Source organism: Streptomyces sp. NPDC024017 (assembly GCF_040638895.1).
Classification (GTDB): Bacteria; Actinomycetota; Actinomycetes; order Streptomycetales; family Streptomycetaceae; genus Streptomyces.
This window is the reverse complement of sequence record NZ_JBEZYZ010000009.1, coordinates 88,636-107,479: the sequence shown is the minus strand read 5'-3', so window position 1 is coordinate 107,479 and position 18,844 is coordinate 88,636. Positions and strand designations below refer to the sequence as shown.

Annotated in this window: 18 protein-coding genes and 3 pseudogenes; 9 read left to right on the top strand and 12 right to left on the bottom strand. The window is 69.1% G+C overall.

Translation table 11 applies throughout. From position 1 onward, the window contains the following. Window positions 1–163 precede the first annotated feature (163 nt). Entirely contained in the window at window positions 164–763 is a 600-nt protein-coding gene (locus AB0G20_RS24760) for a TetR/AcrR family transcriptional regulator (protein ID WP_361306052.1), read from the bottom strand. Window positions 764–910: 147 nt separating this feature from the next. On the opposite strand from AB0G20_RS24760, the gene AB0G20_RS24755 reads away from it, so the two are divergent. Both AB0G20_RS24755 and AB0G20_RS24750 read left to right on the top strand, forming a co-directional pair. Then, window positions 911–1,705, top strand: a complete 795-nt coding sequence (locus AB0G20_RS24755; protein WP_361306050.1) for an alpha/beta hydrolase — start codon at window positions 911–913, stop codon at window positions 1,703–1,705. A gap of 169 nt (window positions 1,706–1,874) precedes the next feature. Beyond that, a complete protein-coding gene (locus AB0G20_RS24750) occupies window positions 1,875–2,246 on the top strand; it encodes an antibiotic biosynthesis monooxygenase family protein (protein WP_361306048.1) in 372 nt (123 codons plus the stop codon). Window positions 2,247–3,013: 767 nt separating this feature from the next. Here AB0G20_RS24750 and AB0G20_RS24745 read toward each other — a convergent pair. From AB0G20_RS24745 to AB0G20_RS24725, 5 genes and pseudogenes are all read right to left on the bottom strand, one after another. Then, on the bottom strand, window positions 3,014–4,018 hold the full coding sequence (locus tag AB0G20_RS24745) for an aldo/keto reductase (protein ID WP_361306046.1): 1,005 nt from the start codon (window positions 4,016–4,018) through the stop codon (window positions 3,014–3,016). An 84-nt stretch (window positions 4,019–4,102) separates the two neighbouring features. Beyond that, window positions 4,103–5,092, bottom strand: a complete 990-nt coding sequence (locus tag AB0G20_RS24740; protein ID WP_361306524.1) for an aldo/keto reductase — start codon at window positions 5,090–5,092, stop codon at window positions 4,103–4,105. 253 nt (window positions 5,093–5,345) lie between these two features. Next, on the bottom strand, window positions 5,346–5,915 hold the full coding sequence (locus AB0G20_RS24735; RefSeq protein ID WP_361306044.1) for an alcohol dehydrogenase catalytic domain-containing protein: 570 nt from the start codon (window positions 5,913–5,915) through the stop codon (window positions 5,346–5,348). Window positions 5,916–6,281: 366 nt separating this feature from the next. After that, window positions 6,282–6,389, bottom strand: a pseudogene (locus tag AB0G20_RS24730) (IS5/IS1182 family transposase); the annotation flags it as partial. Between the two features lie 165 nt (window positions 6,390–6,554). After that, a complete protein-coding gene (locus AB0G20_RS24725; RefSeq protein WP_361306042.1) occupies window positions 6,555–7,376 on the bottom strand; it encodes an SDR family NAD(P)-dependent oxidoreductase in 822 nt (273 codons plus the stop codon). Between the two features lie 72 nt (window positions 7,377–7,448). Between AB0G20_RS24725 and AB0G20_RS24720 the strand changes: the two genes are divergently transcribed. After that, entirely contained in the window at window positions 7,449–7,925 is a 477-nt protein-coding gene (locus AB0G20_RS24720; RefSeq protein WP_361306040.1) for a MarR family transcriptional regulator, read from the top strand. 176 nt (window positions 7,926–8,101) lie between these two features. Here the strand turns inward: AB0G20_RS24720 and AB0G20_RS24715 are convergent, their stop codons facing one another. Continuing rightward, the gene (locus tag AB0G20_RS24715; protein WP_361306038.1) at window positions 8,102–8,290 is read right to left on the bottom strand and encodes a hypothetical protein; all 189 of its coding nucleotides are present in this window, start codon (window positions 8,288–8,290) and stop codon (window positions 8,102–8,104) included. Window positions 8,291–8,376: 86 nt separating this feature from the next. Here AB0G20_RS24715 and AB0G20_RS24710 point away from each other — a divergent pair, with 86 nt between their 5' ends. Together AB0G20_RS24710 and AB0G20_RS24705 are read left to right on the top strand one after the other, a co-directional pair. After that, complete coding sequence (locus AB0G20_RS24710) at window positions 8,377–8,832, top strand: MarR family transcriptional regulator (protein WP_361306036.1); 456 nt, start codon at window positions 8,377–8,379, stop codon at window positions 8,830–8,832. Further along, window positions 8,801–9,031: pseudogene (locus AB0G20_RS24705) on the top strand (AsnC family protein); the annotation flags it as partial. The gene AB0G20_RS24710 and the pseudogene AB0G20_RS24705, both read left to right, overlap by 32 nt. A gap of 14 nt (window positions 9,032–9,045) precedes the next feature. Here AB0G20_RS24705 and AB0G20_RS24700 read toward each other — a convergent pair. Continuing rightward, a pseudogene (locus AB0G20_RS24700) lies at window positions 9,046–9,219 on the bottom strand (carboxypeptidase-like regulatory domain-containing protein); the annotation flags it as partial. A gap of 328 nt (window positions 9,220–9,547) precedes the next feature. On the opposite strand from AB0G20_RS24700, the gene AB0G20_RS24695 reads away from it, so the two are divergent. The 4 genes from AB0G20_RS24695 (at window position 9,548) to AB0G20_RS24680 (ending at window position 13,355) form a co-directional block, all read left to right on the top strand. Continuing rightward, window positions 9,548–10,483 (top strand): ATP-binding cassette domain-containing protein, encoded by a 936-nt coding sequence (locus AB0G20_RS24695; protein WP_361306034.1) that lies wholly within the window; start codon window positions 9,548–9,550, stop codon window positions 10,481–10,483. Continuing rightward, the gene (locus AB0G20_RS24690) at window positions 10,483–11,328 is read left to right on the top strand and encodes an ABC transporter permease (RefSeq protein WP_361306032.1); all 846 of its coding nucleotides are present in this window, start codon (window positions 10,483–10,485) and stop codon (window positions 11,326–11,328) included. Before AB0G20_RS24695 ends, AB0G20_RS24690 begins: the two co-directional genes overlap by 1 nt. 108 nt (window positions 11,329–11,436) lie before the next feature. Continuing rightward, window positions 11,437–12,693, top strand: a complete 1,257-nt coding sequence (locus tag AB0G20_RS24685; protein WP_361306030.1) for a histidine kinase — start codon at window positions 11,437–11,439, stop codon at window positions 12,691–12,693. Beyond that, on the top strand, window positions 12,690–13,355 hold the full coding sequence (locus tag AB0G20_RS24680) for a response regulator transcription factor (protein WP_361306028.1): 666 nt from the start codon (window positions 12,690–12,692) through the stop codon (window positions 13,353–13,355). The genes AB0G20_RS24685 and AB0G20_RS24680 overlap by 4 nt, the downstream gene beginning before the upstream one ends. A gap of 18 nt (window positions 13,356–13,373) precedes the next feature. Here AB0G20_RS24680 and AB0G20_RS24675 read toward each other — a convergent pair whose 3' ends face one another. The 4 genes from AB0G20_RS24675 to AB0G20_RS24660 form a co-directional block, all read right to left on the bottom strand. Next, window positions 13,374–14,513, bottom strand: coding sequence for an XdhC/CoxI family protein (locus tag AB0G20_RS24675; protein WP_361306026.1), 1,140 nt, complete (start codon window positions 14,511–14,513; stop codon window positions 13,374–13,376). A gap of 153 nt (window positions 14,514–14,666) precedes the next feature. After that, window positions 14,667–16,853: a xanthine dehydrogenase family protein molybdopterin-binding subunit gene (locus tag AB0G20_RS24670; RefSeq protein WP_361306024.1), complete on the bottom strand. Its 2,187-nt coding sequence runs from the start codon at window positions 16,851–16,853 to the stop codon at window positions 14,667–14,669. After that, the gene (locus AB0G20_RS24665) at window positions 16,850–17,830 is read right to left on the bottom strand and encodes a xanthine dehydrogenase family protein subunit M (protein WP_361306022.1); all 981 of its coding nucleotides are present in this window, start codon (window positions 17,828–17,830) and stop codon (window positions 16,850–16,852) included. The genes AB0G20_RS24670 and AB0G20_RS24665 overlap by 4 nt, the downstream gene beginning before the upstream one ends. 5 nt (window positions 17,831–17,835) lie before the next feature. Continuing rightward, window positions 17,836–18,477: a (2Fe-2S)-binding protein gene (locus tag AB0G20_RS24660; RefSeq protein WP_361306020.1), complete on the bottom strand. Its 642-nt coding sequence runs from the start codon at window positions 18,475–18,477 to the stop codon at window positions 17,836–17,838. Window positions 18,478–18,844 lie beyond the last annotated feature (367 nt).

Sequence of the window (18,844 nt, the reverse complement as noted above, 5' to 3'; positions counted from 1 at the left end):
TCATAAAGCACGTACCACTCAGCACATGAAGCTTCCATGAAGCCGGCCGCCGGGCCGGCGGCCATGTTGGGTGTGCACGAGTGCTCGGCAGCGGGGCGGCGAGGCGCACTCGGTCTGAACGCGGTTGTCCCGGTCGGCCTCTGTCAAGAGCTCTCGGTGACTACTACGCGGAGTCCTGCGGTGCGTCACCACACTGCAGCATGGTGAGCCACTGGGCCACGACGGCGTCGATGAAGGCGTCGGTGACCTGGCCGCGGTCGAGGAAGAGCCGGGCGAGGACGGGCCCGTACAGCAGGGTGAACTCGTCTTCGCTGATCTCGACGCCCGAAGGCTCCAGCAGCCTGTTGAAGCCGGCGTAGCGGTCTTCGCCGATGCGGACGAGCGCACGGGCGCTGTCGGGGTCGTGGTCGGCCTGGGCGGTGACGGCCAGAGCCGCGGTGCGCACGGACGGCACGCTGACGCCGGCGCGCAGGCTCTTCAGCCAGGCGGTGGCCACGGCGCCCACGTCGCTGCCCGGTTCGGGGTAGGTGCCGAGGCCGGGACCTTCGAGGACGAGGTCGAAGAGCAGTGCGGCTCGGGTGGGCCAGTGCCGGTAGAGGGTCTGACGGGTGACCTCTGCCCGCTCGGCCAGCAGGGCATAGGTCAGCCCGGCGGGTCCGACCTGAGGCAGCAGTTCCCGGGCGACGGCCAGCACGCGGTTGCGGGTGCGCTGCACGCGCGGGTTGCCCGGGGTCGGCTGACGACGGTGGAGGGGCTGCTTCATGCCACCACCCTACCTGCAAATCATACATTGAGTGTGATTGAGGTCACAGCTCGAGCCGAATCATACGCTTCGTGTGATAAACCTAAGAGGGTAATCACACGCACTGGATGATTCTTGCGTGTCGGCGCATTCGAAAGGCAGACGGTCATGTCACCTCGCAACCTGATCGCACCCACGTTCTCCCGCACGCGCCTCGGCTCCGGCCCCGGCCTGCTACTCGCCCACGGCGCCGGCAGCAGCCTGGCCGGCACCTACGGCCCCGTCCTGGAAGCCCTCGCCGCCCGCCACACCGTCGTCGGCATCGACTACCCCGGCAGCGGCGACACCCCCCGCTCCACCACCCCGCTGTCCGTCGACGACCTCGCCGACCAGCTCGTCGCCGCCGCCGACGCAGAAGGCATCGACCGCTTCGCCGTGTCCGGCTTCTCCCTCGGAGGCCCGGTCGCCATCCGAGCCGCCGCCCGTCACCCCGAGCGCGTCACCGCACTCGTCCTGACCGCCGCCTTCCCGCACCGCGACAACCGGCTCGCTCTCGCCTCCTCTGTCTGGAGCAAGATCGCCGCGTCCGGCGACCGCGAGCTGCTCGCCGAATTCCAGCTCATGATGGCCCTCGGCACCCAGGCGCTGGAGTCCATGCCGTCCGAGCAGCTGCGACAGACCCTCGGCTACGTCGCCGCCGGCGCGGCCGACGGCAGCTCCGAGCAGACCGACCTCGTCGGCCAGGTCGACGTCCGTGACGACCTCGCCGGCATCACGGTCCCCACCCTGGTCATCTCGACCACCGACGACCGGCTCACCTCCACCGCCCTGCACCGCCACCTCGCCGAAACCATCCCCGACGCCCAACTCGCGGAAATCGCCACCGGCCACCTGCCGATGCTGGAACGGACCGAGGAGTGGCTGCAGCTCATCACCGACTTCCTCGACAAGCACCACGCCTGAACGCACACCACGAGTGGGGCCACGCACCGACCATCGGCGTAGCCGCCTTACCCGGACCACCCACTGATCACGACTCACCAATACGCAAACGGGCCGCCTCCCGGTCCCGGATCACTTGAATCCCTGTGGGTTCGTAGACCCACTGCCCCCTCGATTTCACGGAGAAATCATGCTCAAGTTCGGCAACCTCGACGAGTCCACCCACTTCCACGACCAGCAGAAGGAGAAGGCCGGCCCGGTCACCATCATCAACACGTTTGTCGCCCCGGAAGGCAAGGAGGACGAGGTGGTGGCCGCCTGGACGGACGACGCGGAGTACATGAAGAAGTCGGGGAGCCTTCTTTCGGTGCAGCTGTACCGGGGCATCGGCGGCAGCCGGCTTTTCACCAACGTCGCGGTCTGGAAATCCACCGAGCACCTCCGTGCGGCGCTCGGCACGCCGGAGTTCGCCTCACACCTGGAGCGCTACCCTGCCGGCACCGTCGCCTACCCGCACCTGTACCAGAAGGTCGCCGTCGAAGGCGTCTGCGAAGGGGAATGACGACCGCTGCCCGATTCCGGCCTGCCGTTCGCCACGCACACGACGTGCGGCAATCCCTGGGTGGCGGACGGCTCGCACCGATGACGCCGATCTGTTCCCTCTGACCGACCGGCCAGGGCTCGAATGGCTGGTCCGTTGGTCGGGACGGATCGACGGCGATGGCGGTACCTGGAGTTGTTCCCCAGGTACCGCCGGAAGGCCGGCAGGGAGCTACGCACGCCTACCAGCCTTCGAGGATCGTCATTACACCTCTCGGGCCAGGTCGTTCACCGGGCTCGTCCGGTGAGCACCGACACCGCCGAAGGACATCCCGGTGAAGGTGCGGTTGTAGTGGTGCACGAGAACGGCCCCGGCCCACTGCCTGGCACACCCGCGGGACGCGGTCTGAACCAAGATCCGACCACCCGGGCCAGCAAAACCATTCCTCAATAACCAGGGGCTCCAGCGGAGCCCCCGTGGTGGCCACGCGCACTGTGACACGGAGAACTGAATGGTGCCCCGCCACATGTGCAAGGAATTGGCGCACATCGCTGCCTCATCGGCGGCCTGAAAGCCAGCACCGGACTCAACCGTGCTGGCTGGGCAACAGACGAGAGCTCGCCTCAACACGAGGAAGAAGGCCCAGAGGCGGTAGTGTTCACAGACCGTAGTCACCCCCCCCCGTTTCGCAGGCGAACCACCGCGCGTCGCTCCGTCATGGCACCCGTGCGATGTGGCCTCATCTGGGAGCCGCTCCTCCCCCGCCGCCGCACGCACGTACCCTGCTCTCAGCGCTGCGGCGGACGGTCAGCGGCGCTCATGCCAGTTGCCGGCCGAGGCGTGTAGTGCTTCTCGAGTGCGGCGATTTCGTCGTCCGTCAAGGTGATGTCGAGGGCCGCGGCGGCATCCACCAGCTGTCGCGGTTTGGAAGCCCCGACGATCGGGGCGCTGACGACTGGATTCGCCAGGACCCACGCGAGCGCGATCGTGGCCATGGACACCCCGCGCGCCTGGGCTACCGACTGCACCGCGTTGACGATCTTCCGATTTGACTCCTCTTCGACGAACAGGCGCCCGTACGCGGGGTCGGTTTCGGATCGACGGGTTTCCTCACGCCACGGCCGAGTAAGCCGACCGCGTGCCAGCGGGCTCCAGGGGATACTCCCGACACCCTGATCGGCGAGCAGGCCGAACATCTCCCGTTCCTCTTCACGCATGAGCAGGTTGTACTGGTCCTGCATGGACACAAACCGCGTCCACCACCCGTGCAGGTCAGCGGTGTACTGCAGCTTGGAGAACTCCCACGCCAGCATCGACGATGCGCCGATGTAACGCACCTTGCCCGCCTTCACGACGTCATGAAGGGCCTCCATCGTCTCCTCGGCGGGCGTCTCGTAGTCGAGGCGATGGATCTGGTAGAGATCCACGTAGTCGGTGCCGAGCCGGGTCAGCGACGCATCGATCTGCTCCATGATCGCCTTGCGTGATGTTCCAGAGCCACCTGGGCCGGCGTGCATCGGGTAGAAGACCTTGGTGGCGAGCACGATGTCCTCGCGGCGCGAGTACTTCTTGATCGCGCGCCCCACAATCTCTTCCGAGCTGCCGAAGCTGTAGGCGTTGGCGGTGTCCCAGAACGTGATGCCCAGTTCGACAGCCTGCCGGAAGACCGGCTCTGATTCCTCTTCGCCAAGTGCCCATTTGCTGAATCCACTCGCGGTGTCCCCGAAGGTCATACAGCCGAGCGCGAGACGGCTGACAACGAGCCCTGAGGTTCCAAGTCGCGTGTATTTCATACGTACTCCAGTTGACGAAGGGTGTCGTTCTTGGTGTCGCGGTACTCGATCAAGCCGGCCGCCCTCGACGCCCCGCTCGCCGAATTACCAGGCGTACGCTTCGGGGGCCTCACCTCCGGGACCCGGCCAGATCTCGTCGAGCTCTCGAAGGGTCGCAGGCGACAGGGTCAGGTGCGGGGCTCGCAGTGTCTGGTGCAGCTGCTCCGGCGTTCGCGGCCCGACGATGGTGGTGGCGACCGCCGGGTTGTGCAGCAGCCACGCGAGGGCGACGTCGGCAGGCCGCTCGCCGAGGTCCGCGCACAAGGCTTCGTACCGTTCAAGCTGTGGCCGGTGCTGTTCGACGGTGGCCAGGAAGTCGGGAGACGAGCGTCGACCGCTGTCGGCTTTCTGCAGGGCGCCGCCGAGCAGGCCACCGTCCAGCGGGCTCCACGGGATCAGGCCCAGGCCGTAGTGGCGCAAGGCGGGGATCAGTTCGAGTTCGACTGTGCGGGCGTTGAGGTTGTAGAGGCTCTGCTCGGAGACGAGGCCGAGGAAGTGCCGCTTGCCGGCTTCCTGCTGGGCGGTGGCGATGTGCCAGCCGGCGAAGTTGCTGCTGCCGACATAGGTGACCTTGCCCTCGCGGACGAGTTGCTCCATGGCCTGCCAGATCTCTTCCCATGGTGTCGAACGGTCGACGTGGTGCATCTGGTACAGATCGATGTGATCGGTCCGCAGCCTTCGGAGGCTGCCTTCGGCAGACTTACGGATCTTGTAGGCGGAGAGGTACTTGTCGTTCGGGCCGGTCCCCATGGGCTGGTAGAGCTTGGTGGCCAGCACGATCCGGTCGCGCCGGCCACCGCCTTGAGCCAGCCACCGGCCGATGATCTCTTCGGAGAGGCCGTAGCCCACTTCCATGTCGGGCGCCTGCGGGCCGCCGTACACGTCGGCGGTATCGACGAAGTTGATGCCTTCCTCAACTGCCCGGTCGAGGATGGCGAAACTGGTGGACTCGTCCGTGACCCAGCCGAAGTTCATGGTCCCCAGGCCGAGCGTGCTCACCTTCAGGCCTGTCCGGCCGAGGTGTTGATACGTCATCGTCATCGGTGGTTCTTCCATCTGGTAATGGCAGTACGTCGTGTGGTCGACCAGCGCCCAGTCGGTCACTACCGGCCGACATGCCAGCCGGCTGGTCCAGGAACCAGCTTCATGGTCGGCGTCCCGCATCCATGGACGGCGACTACATCACCCGCTGAACTTCGATGCTGCTGGTCGTGGCACCTCCTGTACGCGGGCGCCCCGATACAGCACGAGGGGTGACACCGCTGCAGCGGCCTCACCCCTCGCGTGGTCAGGCCAGCGTCGCCATGTCGATCACGAAGCGGTAGCGCACGTCGGAGGACAGGACGCGCTCGTACGCCTCGTTGGTCTTCTCGACCGGGACGACTTCGATCTCCGCTCCTATGCCGTGCTCGCCGCAGAAGTCGAGCATCTCCCGGGTCGCGGACGACGAAGTCCTCGTTGACGACGATGTGGGTGCTGTACCCGCCCTGGGTGGCAGTGCCGTCCCGGCCCATGGAGCCGTAGGTGAGCGTGGTGCCGTTGAGGCAGTACCGTTGAGGCAGGAGTCGCAGGTACGGCAGGAGTTGACCATGCAGCCGACGCCGACGCGATCACCGACAGCGTGCTTGGCGACCCCCGAGCCGACCTGGGTAACGACTCCCGCGATCTCGTGACCGGGGGCCACGGGATAGCGCACCGGGCCCCAGTCGCCACGGACGTGATGGATGTCCGAGTGGCAGATGCCGACGTACTTGATCTCGATGAGAACATCGTGCGGGCCGACTTCGCGGCGCTCGATGGTGGTCCGAGTGAGCGGTTCGGTCGCGGACGTCGCGGCGTACGCGTTGACGGTGAACACGATTCTCCAAACGGGGACGGAACTGGCCGTGGCCGCAGCAACCACGGTCGTCGCGGCATCCCTGTAGGCATCCTTTGCCGCCATGGATCGCACCTTCAGGGACCTGCATTTCACCGGGCCGCGTATGCATCATTCGACCGAATGTGAGGATCCCCAGCCGAGGTCGCTGCTGGCTACACAAAAGGTTGGCACGGTCAGCTATCCGTGCGTAGGGGAAGGATTCATCCAAGGGAGGAATCCTTCCTCCCTTAAGGATTGACTTCGTGGGTATGCCGGTTGATGGCTCAGTGAGAGAAATGTGCTGAGGTTGAGCCAGTTCCCACCCCGAAGTACTGCGGTCGATCGAGCCTTCGGGCCAGCACCCCGCTCTTCGTCGAAGCCGGGTGGCCGTCCGCCGCGTGAGCCCTTGCGTAGGCGGGCGGCCTGGCTGTCGGTCTTCTCCGGGATGGTGTGCCGGACACCTCGACGCCGCAGGTACTCACGACAGGGCCGATTGAGGCCGCGTCGACAACCGTACGTACGCGGAGCTGCCGTCCGGCCTGCCGAGCCGGGCCATGCCGGCGAGGTTCGTCTCGACGATGCCCGGTTCCATGTGCTGCACGGAGGAGAGGCATCACCTACCCGCCAGTCTCGACTGTCCTAAGCTTGCGGATCCGTGTAGCGAGCCGCAGGGGTGGGCCGGAAGCCGCCCGCGATCAGAGCGGTCTCCGCCGTGAGCAAGGCGTCCAGAGCGGAGTCCTGGTCCTCCAGACCAGGGACGCAGACGGTCTCACCGAGACGCAGACCCGCCAGGCTGGCCGAGGCCACGTCCTCAGGCAGCATGGCCTGGGGGTTGCCGCGTGAGACGCCACCGTTCCACTCCGTTGCCACAATGCTGGGGCACACCACCTGGACGCGGACCGGGGTATCGGCGAGTTCACCCGCGAGCGTGCGTGTGAATCCCAGGGTGGCAGTCTTCGCGGCGACGTAGAGCGTGCGCCGGGGTGCTCGCGCCCGCGCGTCGTCCGCACCGCCGACGCCGCCGAGGGTGCTGCCCGCACTGAAGGCGAGGAGCGAGGCGACAGTGACGACGGCGCCTTCGCCTGCCGCGAGCATTCCGGGAAGTGCGGCGCGGACCAGCTGGATGGGGGCGACGGCGTTGAGGGTGAGCAGGCTGTCGATCTCGGCCGGGTCGACATCGGTGAGCGGGGCGTAGCCGCCGGCGCCGGCGTTGCTGATCAGCATGCGTACGTCGCCGGCGGCCAGGCGGTCGGTGACAGCGGCGATGCCGTCGTGGGTGGCGAGGTCGGCCGGCAGCACCTCGACGGTCGCTCCATGGGTGCGGAGTTCCTCGGCGAGGTCGGCAAGCCGGTCGGCGCGTCGCGCCACCAGGACGAGGTCGTGGTCGTCCGCCAGAAGACGGGCGTAGGCGACGCCGATGCCGGAGGAGGCGCCAGTGATGAGGGCGAGGGTGCGAGTCATGGGACCAGTGTCTCTCAAGCATTGGGCGAGTGTCAAACGCTTGATAGCTGTGAAGTGTCGTATCCTTCTTCCGTGATACGACACAACGACGAGCCCGTCGGGCCCCACGCACTTGACCGGGTGACCTGGGCGTTGCGCCGCGCGGAGCTGGCGGTGCAGACACTCAAGGAGCAGCGGCTGCGCCCGCTGGGCCTGGCGGCCTCGCACTACACGCTCCTGATCTCCGTGCATGCCGAACCAGGGCTGACCGGCGCCGAGCTGGCCCGCCGCCTCAACGTGACCCCCCAGGCCGTCGCCTCACTGGTGGCACGCCTGGAGAGCCGCGGACAGCTGGAGAGACGCGAGCACCCACGCCACCGGCACGTCCAGGAACTCCACCTCACCGACGCCGGGCGGGAGACGCTGCGCGCGGCCGACAAAGTGATCGCCGACATCGAGCTGCAGATCACCGATGACCTCGGCCCCGAGGAGACCACGCAGTTGCGGGCGTTGCTCGACCGGGTGGCCGAGACGGTTCGCGAGGACCGACCCCGCGGTCCCGTCGACTGAAAGTCACCCGGCCAAGCGGTGGCCTCCCCGCTGACCCGCTGGAAGGACCGGAGGCCCTCTCCTTCCTGCGACTGGTACGTACGCCACCGCCACGCGAGAGCTCCACACCGCCGGCACCTGCCCCGGCGCTCTCGCCTGACTGCCCGTCGGGCAGTCAGGCGTGCCCGGGTCACGTGTCACGCAGCGCCCGGTGACCGGTTGGTGGGCTGGACGAGGCCGATCTCGTAGGTGTAGATGACCGCTTGGACTCGGTTGCGCAGTTCGAGTTCGGCCGGGCAAAGACGCTCATGACGACGAACAAGCCCGTCGTCAAACGTGAGGGCGCTGTTTCCGGCGGGATAGGTACCTCGCGCGATGTACGACATCAGCCTCTCGGCGGAACCAAGAGTTCTTCATGCGCTTGTACATACTCAAGCGCTTGACATCTACCCAGGTGCCGTAGTCTCATCGCGTGACACACGAAGACGAACAGCCGATCGCCGCCGACGCACTGAACCGGGTGACCTGGGCGCTGCGGCGAGCGGAGTGGGCCGTGCAAGCGCGCAAGGATCAGCGGCTGCGGCCGCTGGGCCTGGCAGCCGCGCAGTACGCCGTGCTGATGAGCGTCCATAGACATCCCGGCCTGACCGGCGCGGAGCTGGCCCGCCATCTGAGCGTCACCCCACAGGCGGTGGCCTCCCAGGTGGCCCGCCTGGAGAAGCGGGGCCTACTGGAACGCCGGCCCCACCCGCGCCACCGCCATGTGCAGGAGCTTCATCTCACCGACGCCGGCCGCGACGCCCTGCGCCCTGCCGATGCCGTGATCGTGGAGATCGAACAGCGGATCGCCAAGAAGCTGGGACCCGAGAAGACCGCGCAACTGAGGGAACTTCTCGATGAGGTGGGCGACGTACTCCGGGAGGCGTGAGTGGGTGGGACCGCCTACCCTCGACCCCCTCGACTTCCAGATACTGCAAGCGCTGCAGCTCGACGGGCGTGCCCCGTTCAGCCGTATCGCCGCGGTCCTCGGAGTCTCCGACCAGACCGTCGCCCGGCGGTATTGACGGCTGCGCAACACCGTTAACGTGCGGGTGCTCGGTATGACGGACGAGAACCGCATCGGCCGACGGGCGAGTCGAGGGCCGAACACCCGCACCGGGAGAGCGACAGGCCGGAATCCCGCCGCGTTCACCACCACCGTGACATCGCCTTCCGGCAGCTCGCCGAACGCGAACGCACCGGATGCGTCGGTCGTTTCGGCGGCCAGTTCCTCTCCCCGCACCCCCGTCACCGCCACCGTCGCACCCTGCACGGGCCCCCGTCTCCGGCGGTGACCACCGTGTTCATCGCGTGTGCGAGTGTCGCAGCGGAGAGGCCGACGGCGTTGCTCGCCGGTCTGCTCCGAAGAGAGCGATGTTCACCCCGCGCCTACCACAGGAACCCGCCCCAGAGATGCGGCATGACGGCCATCTCGAGTCGATGGTCAACCTTTCGATCACGGCGGGCGACGGCGAGCGTCACTCCAAGGTCGCTGCCGCCGGCAGCGGCGTACTGCGTGCGTGGTACGGACAGTGACCGCCGTGGGGCGACGCGAGAACCGACCGCCTTGCAAGAACCTTGAGGCCTCGAACCGGAGGTGGATTGTGATCGAGGTGAACAACCTCAGCAAGAGGTACGGGGACAAGCTGGCGGTCGACGCGTTGAGCTTCACCGTGCGTCCTGGAGTGGTCACGGGATTTCTCGGACCGAACGGGGCGGGCAAGTCGACGACGATGCGGATGGTCATGGGTCTTGACCGGCCGTCGTCCGGAACCGTCCGCGTCAACGGCCGCCCCTACGAACAGCACAAGGCCCCCCTGCAGGAGATCGGGGCGCTGCTGGAGGCGAAGTCGATCCACCCCGGGCGCTCGGCGTATCAGCACCTGCTCGCGCTGGCCGCGAGCAATGGCATCGGCAAGCGGCGGGTGCTGGAGGTGATCGACATGGTCGGCCTGACGGAGGTGGCCCGCAAGCGTGCGGGCGGCTTCTCGCTGGGCATGGGGCAGCGGCTGGGCATCGCCTCGGCGCTGCTCGGCGACCCGCGGATCGTCATGCTGGATGAGCCGGTCAACGGACTCGACCCCGAAGGCGTGCTGTGGATCCGCAACCTGTTGAAGGACCTCGCGGACCAGGGACGGACCGTCTTCGTCTCCTCTCACCTGATGACCGAAATGGCGTTGATCGCCGAGGACCTCATCGTGATCGGGCGCGGCCGGCTGCTGTCCGCGGGCCCGCTCGCCGACTTCGTCGCCCAGTCCTCCAGCCGCAGCGTGCGGGTGCAGTCACCGCAAGCCGCGGCTCTGCGGGACCTGCTGGTGGGTGACAGCGTCTCGGTCACCAGCAGCCGGCCCGGCGTGCTGGACGTCCAGGGGCTGGAGGCCGCCGAGATCGGCGAACGCGCCGCGGCCGCCGGGCTGGTGCTGCACGAGTTGTTCGTCCAGGAGGCGTCCCTGGAGGAGGCGTTCATGGAGCTGACCCGCGACGCCGTCGAATACCACGCCGCCACCGCCGAATTCGCCACCACGGGAGGGACGAACTGATGAGCACCGCGGCCCTCGGCACACAGGACACACAGCAGACGGCCGGGACCACCGGTCGGCCTGCGGGCGGTTTGCGGGTGACCTTTCCGCGCGTCGTCCACATGGAATGGATCAAGCTGCGATCGCTACGCTCGACGCTCTACACCCTGGCGATCACCGTGGCCCTGGTCGTCGGCCTCGGACTGCTGTTCAGCAGTGTGGTCGGCTCGGGAGACGGTCCCGGAGAGGACGATTTCGGCGACCCGACCTCGATCAGCCTGGGCGGCGTGATGCTCGCCTCGCTGGCCGTCGCGGTGCTCGGGGTCCTGATGAGTGCCGGCGAGTACGCCACCGGGTCCATCCGCGCCACGCTGGCCGCGGTCCCCTCACGCCTGCCGGTGCTGTGGGGCAAGGTGGTCGTCTTCGCCGCGGTGAGCTTCGTGCTCATGTCGGTCGCGGTCCTGGGTGCTTTCCTGGCCGGTCAGTCGGTCCTGTCCTCCCGCGGTCTGGACAGCACCGCGCTGTCCGATCCAGGGGTGTTGCGGGCGCTGGCCGGCGCGGCGGTCTACCTGGCCGGCGCCGGCCTGATCGGCCTGGCGGTCGGCGTCCTGCTGCGCAACACCGCCGGGACGATCACCCTGGTGGTGGGGGCGCTGTTCGTGGTGCCCGGCCTGATCCAGCTCCTGCCGAGCAGCTGGAACGACGCCATCGGCCCATACCTGCCGTCGAACGCGGCGAACGCGGTCATGTCCGTGCAGACGGCCAGTGGCTCGCTGTCGCCCGGGGCCGGGCTCGCGGTGTTCGCCGGTTACATTGTCGTGCTCCTGGCCGGCGCGGCCGTCATGCTCAAGCGACGTGACGCGTGAGCCCGGTTGCCGCGGGCTCCCCGTCAACCTGCTCGTACGCCGTCAGGCGTGAGGACGGGCGGCCGCATCCGCCCGAACCAAGGATCCGTACGAAGGAACGGTGAAGCCGTGATCGGACCGGCGTCGCTGCGCCGGGTGACCGGCGCGCACCCGCGCCTGCTGGATGCCGCCCTCGCCGCCCTCGTGAGCGGTGCCGGGCTGCTGTCCCTGTTGTTCGGACAATGGCCCGACGGCGAACGACCGACAGGTGCCGACGCCGTCGCGGCGGGGGCCGCGTTTCTGCTACTGCTGGCCCGCCGCCGGGCACCGCTGCCCGTCCTGGCGCTGACGGTGCTCGGGGAGGTGGCCTTCACCGTCCTCGCGTCGTATCCGTCGCGGGTGCTGAAGATCGCCGCGTTGATCGCGGTCTACACCGTGGCCCGAACGGTCCGTCGGCGGATCGCCTTGATCGCAGTCTCGGGCACGGCCCTCGCCCTGTACGCCGTCATCACCTATGCGACGGATTCGGCCACCGGCCCGGAGGCCGGCGCCGTGTTCGCCTGGACCGGGATGTTCGCCGCCGTCGGGGCCACCGTACGCACCTGGCAGGATTACGTCGCCGCGATGGAGGAGCGAGCGCTGCGGGCGGAGGCGAGCAAGGAGGAAGAGGCCCGCCGCCGGGTCGCCGAAGAGCGGCTGCGCATCGCCCGGGAACTCCACGACGTGATCGCCCACCACATCGCCCTGATCACCATTCAGGCAGGGGTCGCCGGTCACTTCCTGCGAGGCCGGCCCGATCAGGCCGAGGTGGCGCTCGCTCACATCCGTGACGCCGGCCGCACGGTCCTGGACGAACTGGGCCCGCTGCTGCACGTACTACGGCAGACCGGCGACGAGACGGACCCGGCGGAACCCGTGCCCGGCCTGGCCCGCCTCGGAGGGCTCCTCGAATCGCTGACCGCTGCCGGGCTGAGCGTCCGCCACCGCCAGGCCGGCCATCCGCGCCCCCTGCCGACCGCCATCGACCTGGCCGCCTACCGCGTCATCCAGGAGGGGCTGACCAACGCCCACAAGCACGGCGCGACCCCCGAGGCGGACCTGCTCGTCGACTACGGGCCCGACGAACTGCGCATCCGGATCACCAACATTGACTTCGGCCTGTACGCGGCGTCGGCCACGACGGGCACCGGACACGGGCTGACGGGCATGCGCGAGCGCGCCCACGCGGTCGGCGGCAGCCTCCATGCCGGAGCAGACGCCGACGGTCGCTTTCACCTCGCCGTGCGTCTGCCTCTGCCCGCAGCCGGACCACCGACCGAAACCCGCACATCAGATGGGTCCGGCGCGGCCCCGCGCGCGACCGCCGCCGAGGGGAGGCAGAGATGACCATCCGCGTTCTGCTCGCCGACGACCAGGCCCTCGTCCGCACCAGCTTCCGCATGCTCATCGAGTCGGAGCCGGACCTGGAGGTCGTAGGAGAGGCGGCAACGGGCGAAGAGGCGGTCCGACTGGCCCGCAGCGCCCGTGCCGACGTCGTGCTGATGGACATCCGGATGCCCGACATGGACGGCCTCGCCGCCACCCGTGCCATCTCGGCGGACGAAGACCTCGCGGGCGTACGGGTGCTGATCCTGACGACCTTCGAAGCCGACGAGCACGTCTTCCAGGCGCTGCGGGCCGGGGCCAGCGGGTTCCTCGGGAAAGGCGTGGAGCTCTCCTACCTCCTCGACGCCATCCGGCTGGTCGCCCGCGGAGAGGCACTGCTGTCCCCCAGGGCGACCAAGGCACTCATCGCCCACTACCTTGCGACACCCGACAGGACGAGCGCTCCGACCCCAGAGCTGACGAGCCTGACCGACCGCGAGCGCCAGGTGCTCGTCCTCGTGGCCGCCGGCTTCTCCAACGACGACATCGCCGAACAGCTCCACATCTCGCCCGCGACCGCCAAGACCCACGTGAACCGCATCATGAGCAAACTCGGCGCTCGCGACCGCGCCCAACTCGTCGTGATCGCCTACCAGACCGGCCACGCCCACCCCGGCGCATGAGCGACCGCACACCACTCGTCACGGCGCCGTCGCCAGGCCGGGCAGAGGCTGCGCAGGCTGGTGGATGGGGCCGGTGCCGTGCGACAGGGGCCGACCCGTGCCGCGGTTGGCGTCGGCGATGATCTCCGCGGTGATGGAGATCGCTGTCTCCTCGGGAGTACGGGCGCCGAGGTCCAGGCCGATCGGCGAGTGAAGACGGGCCAGTTGCACCTGGGGGACGCCGGCTTCCCGGAGCAGGCCGATGCGGTGTTCGTGGGTGCGTCGCGAACCCATGGCGCCGACGTAGCCGACGGGGAGGGTCAGTGCCAGGCGCAGCAGGGGGATGTCGAACTTGGCATCGTGGGTGAGGACGCAGACGGCGGTGCGGGCGTCGGTCTCGGTGGCCGCGAGGTAGCGGTGGGGCCAGTCGGTGACGACTTCATCGGCGTGCGGGAAGCGGGCGGCGGTGGTGAAGACCGGGCGGGCGTCGCAGATGGTGACGGCATAGCCGAGGAAACGGCCGGCTTGGCTGAGGGCGGAGGCGAAGTCGACGGCGCCGAAGATCAGCATGCGGGGGCGGGGTGCGTGGGCGTGGACGAGGACGGTCAGCTTCCGAGGGCACGTGCCGGCCTCGCCACCCACCCCCATGCAGGCTGTGCGGCCCGCCCGCAGCAGCGCGCGGGCCTGCGCCACGACCTGTTGGTCGTCACCCCCGGAGCCGAGCGTGCCGTCGTGCGGCCCCTCGCCAGGGACGTGGAGCGTACGGCCGACGAGCTCGTCGGGGCCGTCGACGATGTGGGCCACGGCCGTGGGGCGCCCCGCGAGCACGGCTTCGAAGGCTGCGACGAGGTGGGGCTCGGCGGCGGGTTCCACGCGCTGGACCAGGACCTCGATCTCGCCGCCGCAGGTCAGGCCGACGGCGAAGGCATCGTCGTCGGAGTAGCCGAAGGAGGCGCGGACGGGCGGCCCGGCGTGTGCAAGGACCTGTTGGCACAGCTCATAGACCGCCGCTTCGACACAGCCGCCGGAGAGGCCGCCGACCGCGGTGCCGTCCGTGTCGACGGCGAGGGCGGTGCCGACAGGCAGGGGCGTACTGCCGCTGACATGGACGACGGTGGCGAGGGCGAAGGTGCGGGTCTCGCGGCACCACCGGCGCAACGTGTCCGCGATGTTCAGCATGGCGGGCTTCCCGTGAGATGGGTGACTTGGCGGGCCGCCGCCGCGCCCTGGGAGGGGAAAACACGGCGGCGGCCCTGGTGCCCGGCGGTGTGGCGTCTAGAGCCGCCGGACAGCCCAGGTGGCCGGGTGGGGCACTCCCGGCCACCCGGAGGTTCAGAGCAGGGTCTCGGGCTTGATCGGCAACTCGCGGACCCGCCGGCCGGTGGCGTTGAACACCGCGTTGGCGATGGCGGGCGCCACTCCGACGATGACGATCTCGCCGAGCCCCTTGACGCCGATCGGGTCGGCTTCGTAGTCCTCACCCTCGATGAAGATCGCCTTCATGTCAGGCATGTCGGCGTGGCTCGGCACGAGGTAGTCGGCGAGGTTGGCGTTGACGATTCTCCCGTCGCGGTGGTCGGTGACCGTGTGTTCGAGGAGCGCCTGGCCGATGCCGCCCACCATGGCTCCGATGGCCTGGCTGTCGGCGAGTCTGGGGTTGATGATCCGGGCGGCGTCGTACACGCCGACCATGCGTCGCACCCGTACCAGGCCGAGGCGGGCATCGACGGCGACTTCGGCGAAGGTCGCGGCGTAGGCGTAGAAGGAGAACTTCTCCGTTTCCGGCGCACCGGCGTACGTGCCGAGCGCTTCGAGGTGGGTCCGGTTGTTGCGGGTCAGGAGCCGCCGATACGTCTCGCCACGCCCGGGGGCATCCTGCACGTACAGTCGGCCGCCGCGTACCACCACATCGGCGGGGTCGACACCGTACAGCGGTGAGGCCTCGTCCTCGACCGCGAGCGCGATCGCCTGCCTGCGCAGCTTGTCGCAGCCGTCCTGGACGGCTGATCCGACACTGGCCATGGTCTGCGAACCGGCGTGGACGGGCGCCGGGGGCATGAGAGAGTCACCGAGCCCGAAGGCCACCTGACGCATGGTCAACCCCAGGGCGTCGGCGGCGACCTGGGCCATGGAGGTGGCCGTGCCGGGGCCCATGTCGCTGGTCGCGGACTGCACGAGGGCGGTGCCGTCGGCGTCGAGCCTGACCGAGGCCTGGGCCTGGCTGCGCTGGGTGTCGTAGACGCCGGCGGCCATCCCCATACCGATGAGCCAGTCGCCGTCACGCGTCGAGCGGGGCCTGGGGTTGCGCCGGTGCCAGCCGAACTCGCGGGCGCCCGCGCGGTAGCAGTCGCGCAGGCGGCGGGTGGAGAACGGCAGATTGGTGGACTCGTCGTCGGCGGGTTCGTTGCGCAGCCGCAGCTCGATCGGGTCCAGGCCCAGTTCGTGGGCGAGTTCGTCCATCGCCGTCTCGACGCAGTAGGCGCCGCTGGCGTAGCCCGGACCGCGCATGAACCACGGCGTGCTCACGTCCAGCGGGACGTGGTGATACGCCTGGCGGACGTTGGGCGTGCTGTAGAGCATCTGGCCGGGACCGAGAACGTGTTCGTTGTGCCTTTCGTAGCGGGAGCTCTCGGTGCGAACCTCGTGCGCCGACGCGGTCAGGCGGCCTTGCCGGTTGCCGCCGAGGCGCAGTTCGTACTCGTATGCGGGCCGGAATCCCACGCCGAAGTACAACTGCCTGCGGGTGAGCACGAGTTTCACGGGGCGTTTCACTTCCCGGGCGGCCAGGGCCGCGATGACGACGTGCACCCAGGTGCGCGCGGCGCTGCCGAAGGCGCCGCCGACGAACGGCGAGATGACGCGGACGCTGCTCGGCGGGATGCCGAACTCACCGGACAGGGTGAACACGGCGCCCTGCACGTACTGGGTCTTGTCCCAGACGGTGAGCCGGTCACCGTCCCAGCGGGCGACGGTGGCGGCCGGTTCGATCGGGTTGTGGTGGTTGCGGGCCATCCGGTACGTCACGTCCAGTCGGACAGGGGCGGATTCCAGGGCTCGGTCGGCGTCGCCGCGTGCATAGGTCTCGGGGTCGTCGGCGGGTTCGGCGTCGCTGATGTCGGTCGAGACAGGCTCCGCGTCGTAGGAGACCTGCACCAGGCTCGCGGCGTGCTGGGCGGTCTCCAGCGTGGTCGCCACCACGACCGCGACGGGTTGTCCGAAGAACCGGATGCGGTCGTCCTGGAAGGGACGCAGCCGCTGGCCCGGCGGGAATCCCCCTTGTACGGGCGGCAGTGTGGGCGCGTTGAGGTGACTGATCACCTTCAGGACGCCGGTCTGGGCTTCGGCGGCGCGGCTGTCGACGCCGGTGACACGGCCCCGGCCGACGCTGCTGTCGATGATGACGGCGTGCACGACCCCGTCCGGGCTGTTGTCGGCGGCGTACTTCGCTCCCCCGGTCACCCTCAGCCGTGCGTCGACCCGGGGCACCGCCGCGCCGACGGCTGCTTGTGGCTGGCTCATTTCGTGCCTCCTACAGCGCTCAGCTGGCGTTCGACGGTGCGCTTGAGCAGCTCGGCCTTGAAGCCGTTGTGCGTGAGGGGGTGGGCCCCGTCGGCCGCGTGCTCGGCCGCCTCGGCCCACAGCCGGTCGGACGGGCGTCGGCCGATGAGGTGGCGCTCGACAGCGGGCAGCTTCCATGGAACGGTGCCCACGCCGCCTGCGGCGACCTTCGCCTCGCGGATGAAGCCGCCACGGATGTGCAGCGCCACCGCGGCCGAGGTGAGCGCGAACTCGTAGGACTGCCGGTCGCGCACTTTCAGGTAGCCGGATTTCAGAGGGCGCGGGTGGGCCGGGATCTCCACGGCGGTAATCAACTCGCCGGGGCGGATGGCGTGTTCGCGGTTCGGAGTGCTGCCCGGCTTGAGCAGGAAGTCGGCGAAGGAGACGGTGCGTGCGCCGTCCGGGCCCAGCAGGTGGATGGTGGCCTCCAGGGCGGCGAGGACCACCGCGAGATCGGAGGGGTGCGTGGCCACACACTGGTCGGAGGTGCCGAGGATGGCGTGGCTGCGGTTGTAGCCGTTCCGTGCGGCGCACCCGGAGCCGGGCTCACGCTTGTTGCAGTCGGCGGTCACGTCACGGAAGTACGTGCAGCGGGTGCGCTGCATGATGTTGCCGCCTATGGTCGCCATGTTCCGCAGTTGGGCCGAAGCGCTCAGTTCCAATGCCTGGGAGATGACCGGGTAGGCGGCGCGCACCGCGGTGTGGGCTGCGGCCTCGGTCATGCTGACCAGGGCGCCGATGCGCAGGCCCCCGTTCTTGGTGACGGTGACCTCCCGCAGCGGCAGGGCACTGATGTCGACCAGCGAGCCGGGGCGTTCGACGGTCTCCCGCATCAGGTCGACGAGCGTGGTGCCGCCGGCGATGTAACGCCCGCCGCTCCGGCCGGCGTTGAGTGCCTCACGCGTGTTCGTGGCCTTGGTGTAGGTGAAGGGATACATGAGGATCAGGCCTTCCGGCCGGCGGCCTGCTCGACCGCGCGCTCGATCTTGACGTAGCAGCCGCAGCGGCACAGGTTGCCGCTCATCCACTCCCGGATCTCCTCCGCGGAGCCGGTGTGACCCTCCTGGATGCACGCGACGCCCGAGACGATCTGCCCCGACGTGCAGAAACCGCACTGGAAGGCGTCCTGGTCGATGAACGCCTGTTGCAGCGGGTGGAGGCGGTCGCCCTTTGCCAGGCCCTCGATCGTCGTGACCTCGGCGCCCTCCAGCCGCACCGCCAGTGTCAGGCAGGAGTTGACCCGGCGCCCGTCGACCAGGACCGTACAGGCGCCGCAGGCACCGGCGTTGCAGCCCTTCTTCGAACCGGTCAGGTCGAGATGCTCGCGCAACAGGTCCAGCAGCGAGGTGCGGTTGTCGACCGTGACGGTGCGGCGGACGCCGTTGACCGTCAAGGAGACATGGCTGCCGGGCGACGCCTCGGCGGCCGCCTCCTCGGTGGCGAGCGCGGGCGGCCCCGCGCCCAGGCCGCCCACCACGACGGCTCCTCCTGCAGCGGTGGTCGTGGCGATGAAGGTACGCCGGGTGGGCGCGGAGGGGGGCTCGACGGGAGGAGTCTCGGCTTGGATGGGACGTTCGGTGGACATGTCCACTCTCCCTCGATGGGGGTGCGGGTGGTTGTCAGGGGTGTATCCATGGCCGTGCCGCTCCGCGAAGGTGCGCCATGCCCATTGCTGAGGCGGGCCGCTGTTCCCTCGTGACGGCGGGAGAAGAGTGGTTGCCGTCGGACGGCAGGACGGATGCGGCCCCAGGGTTGCGCCGGACGCGGCGCACTGGTCCTGGCGCCGGGAGGCACAGCGCCTCCCCGCGCGCCCGGCGGGACTGGTAGAGCAGCGCGAAGCTGCCGGCTCCGGCGCAGCATGCCGGCCGCCGGACGTCACCGGCGGTCACACGGTTCGCCACGGCTGCACCGACCGCGCCAAGATCGACAGCCAGGTCGTTCCGCCGGTCCGG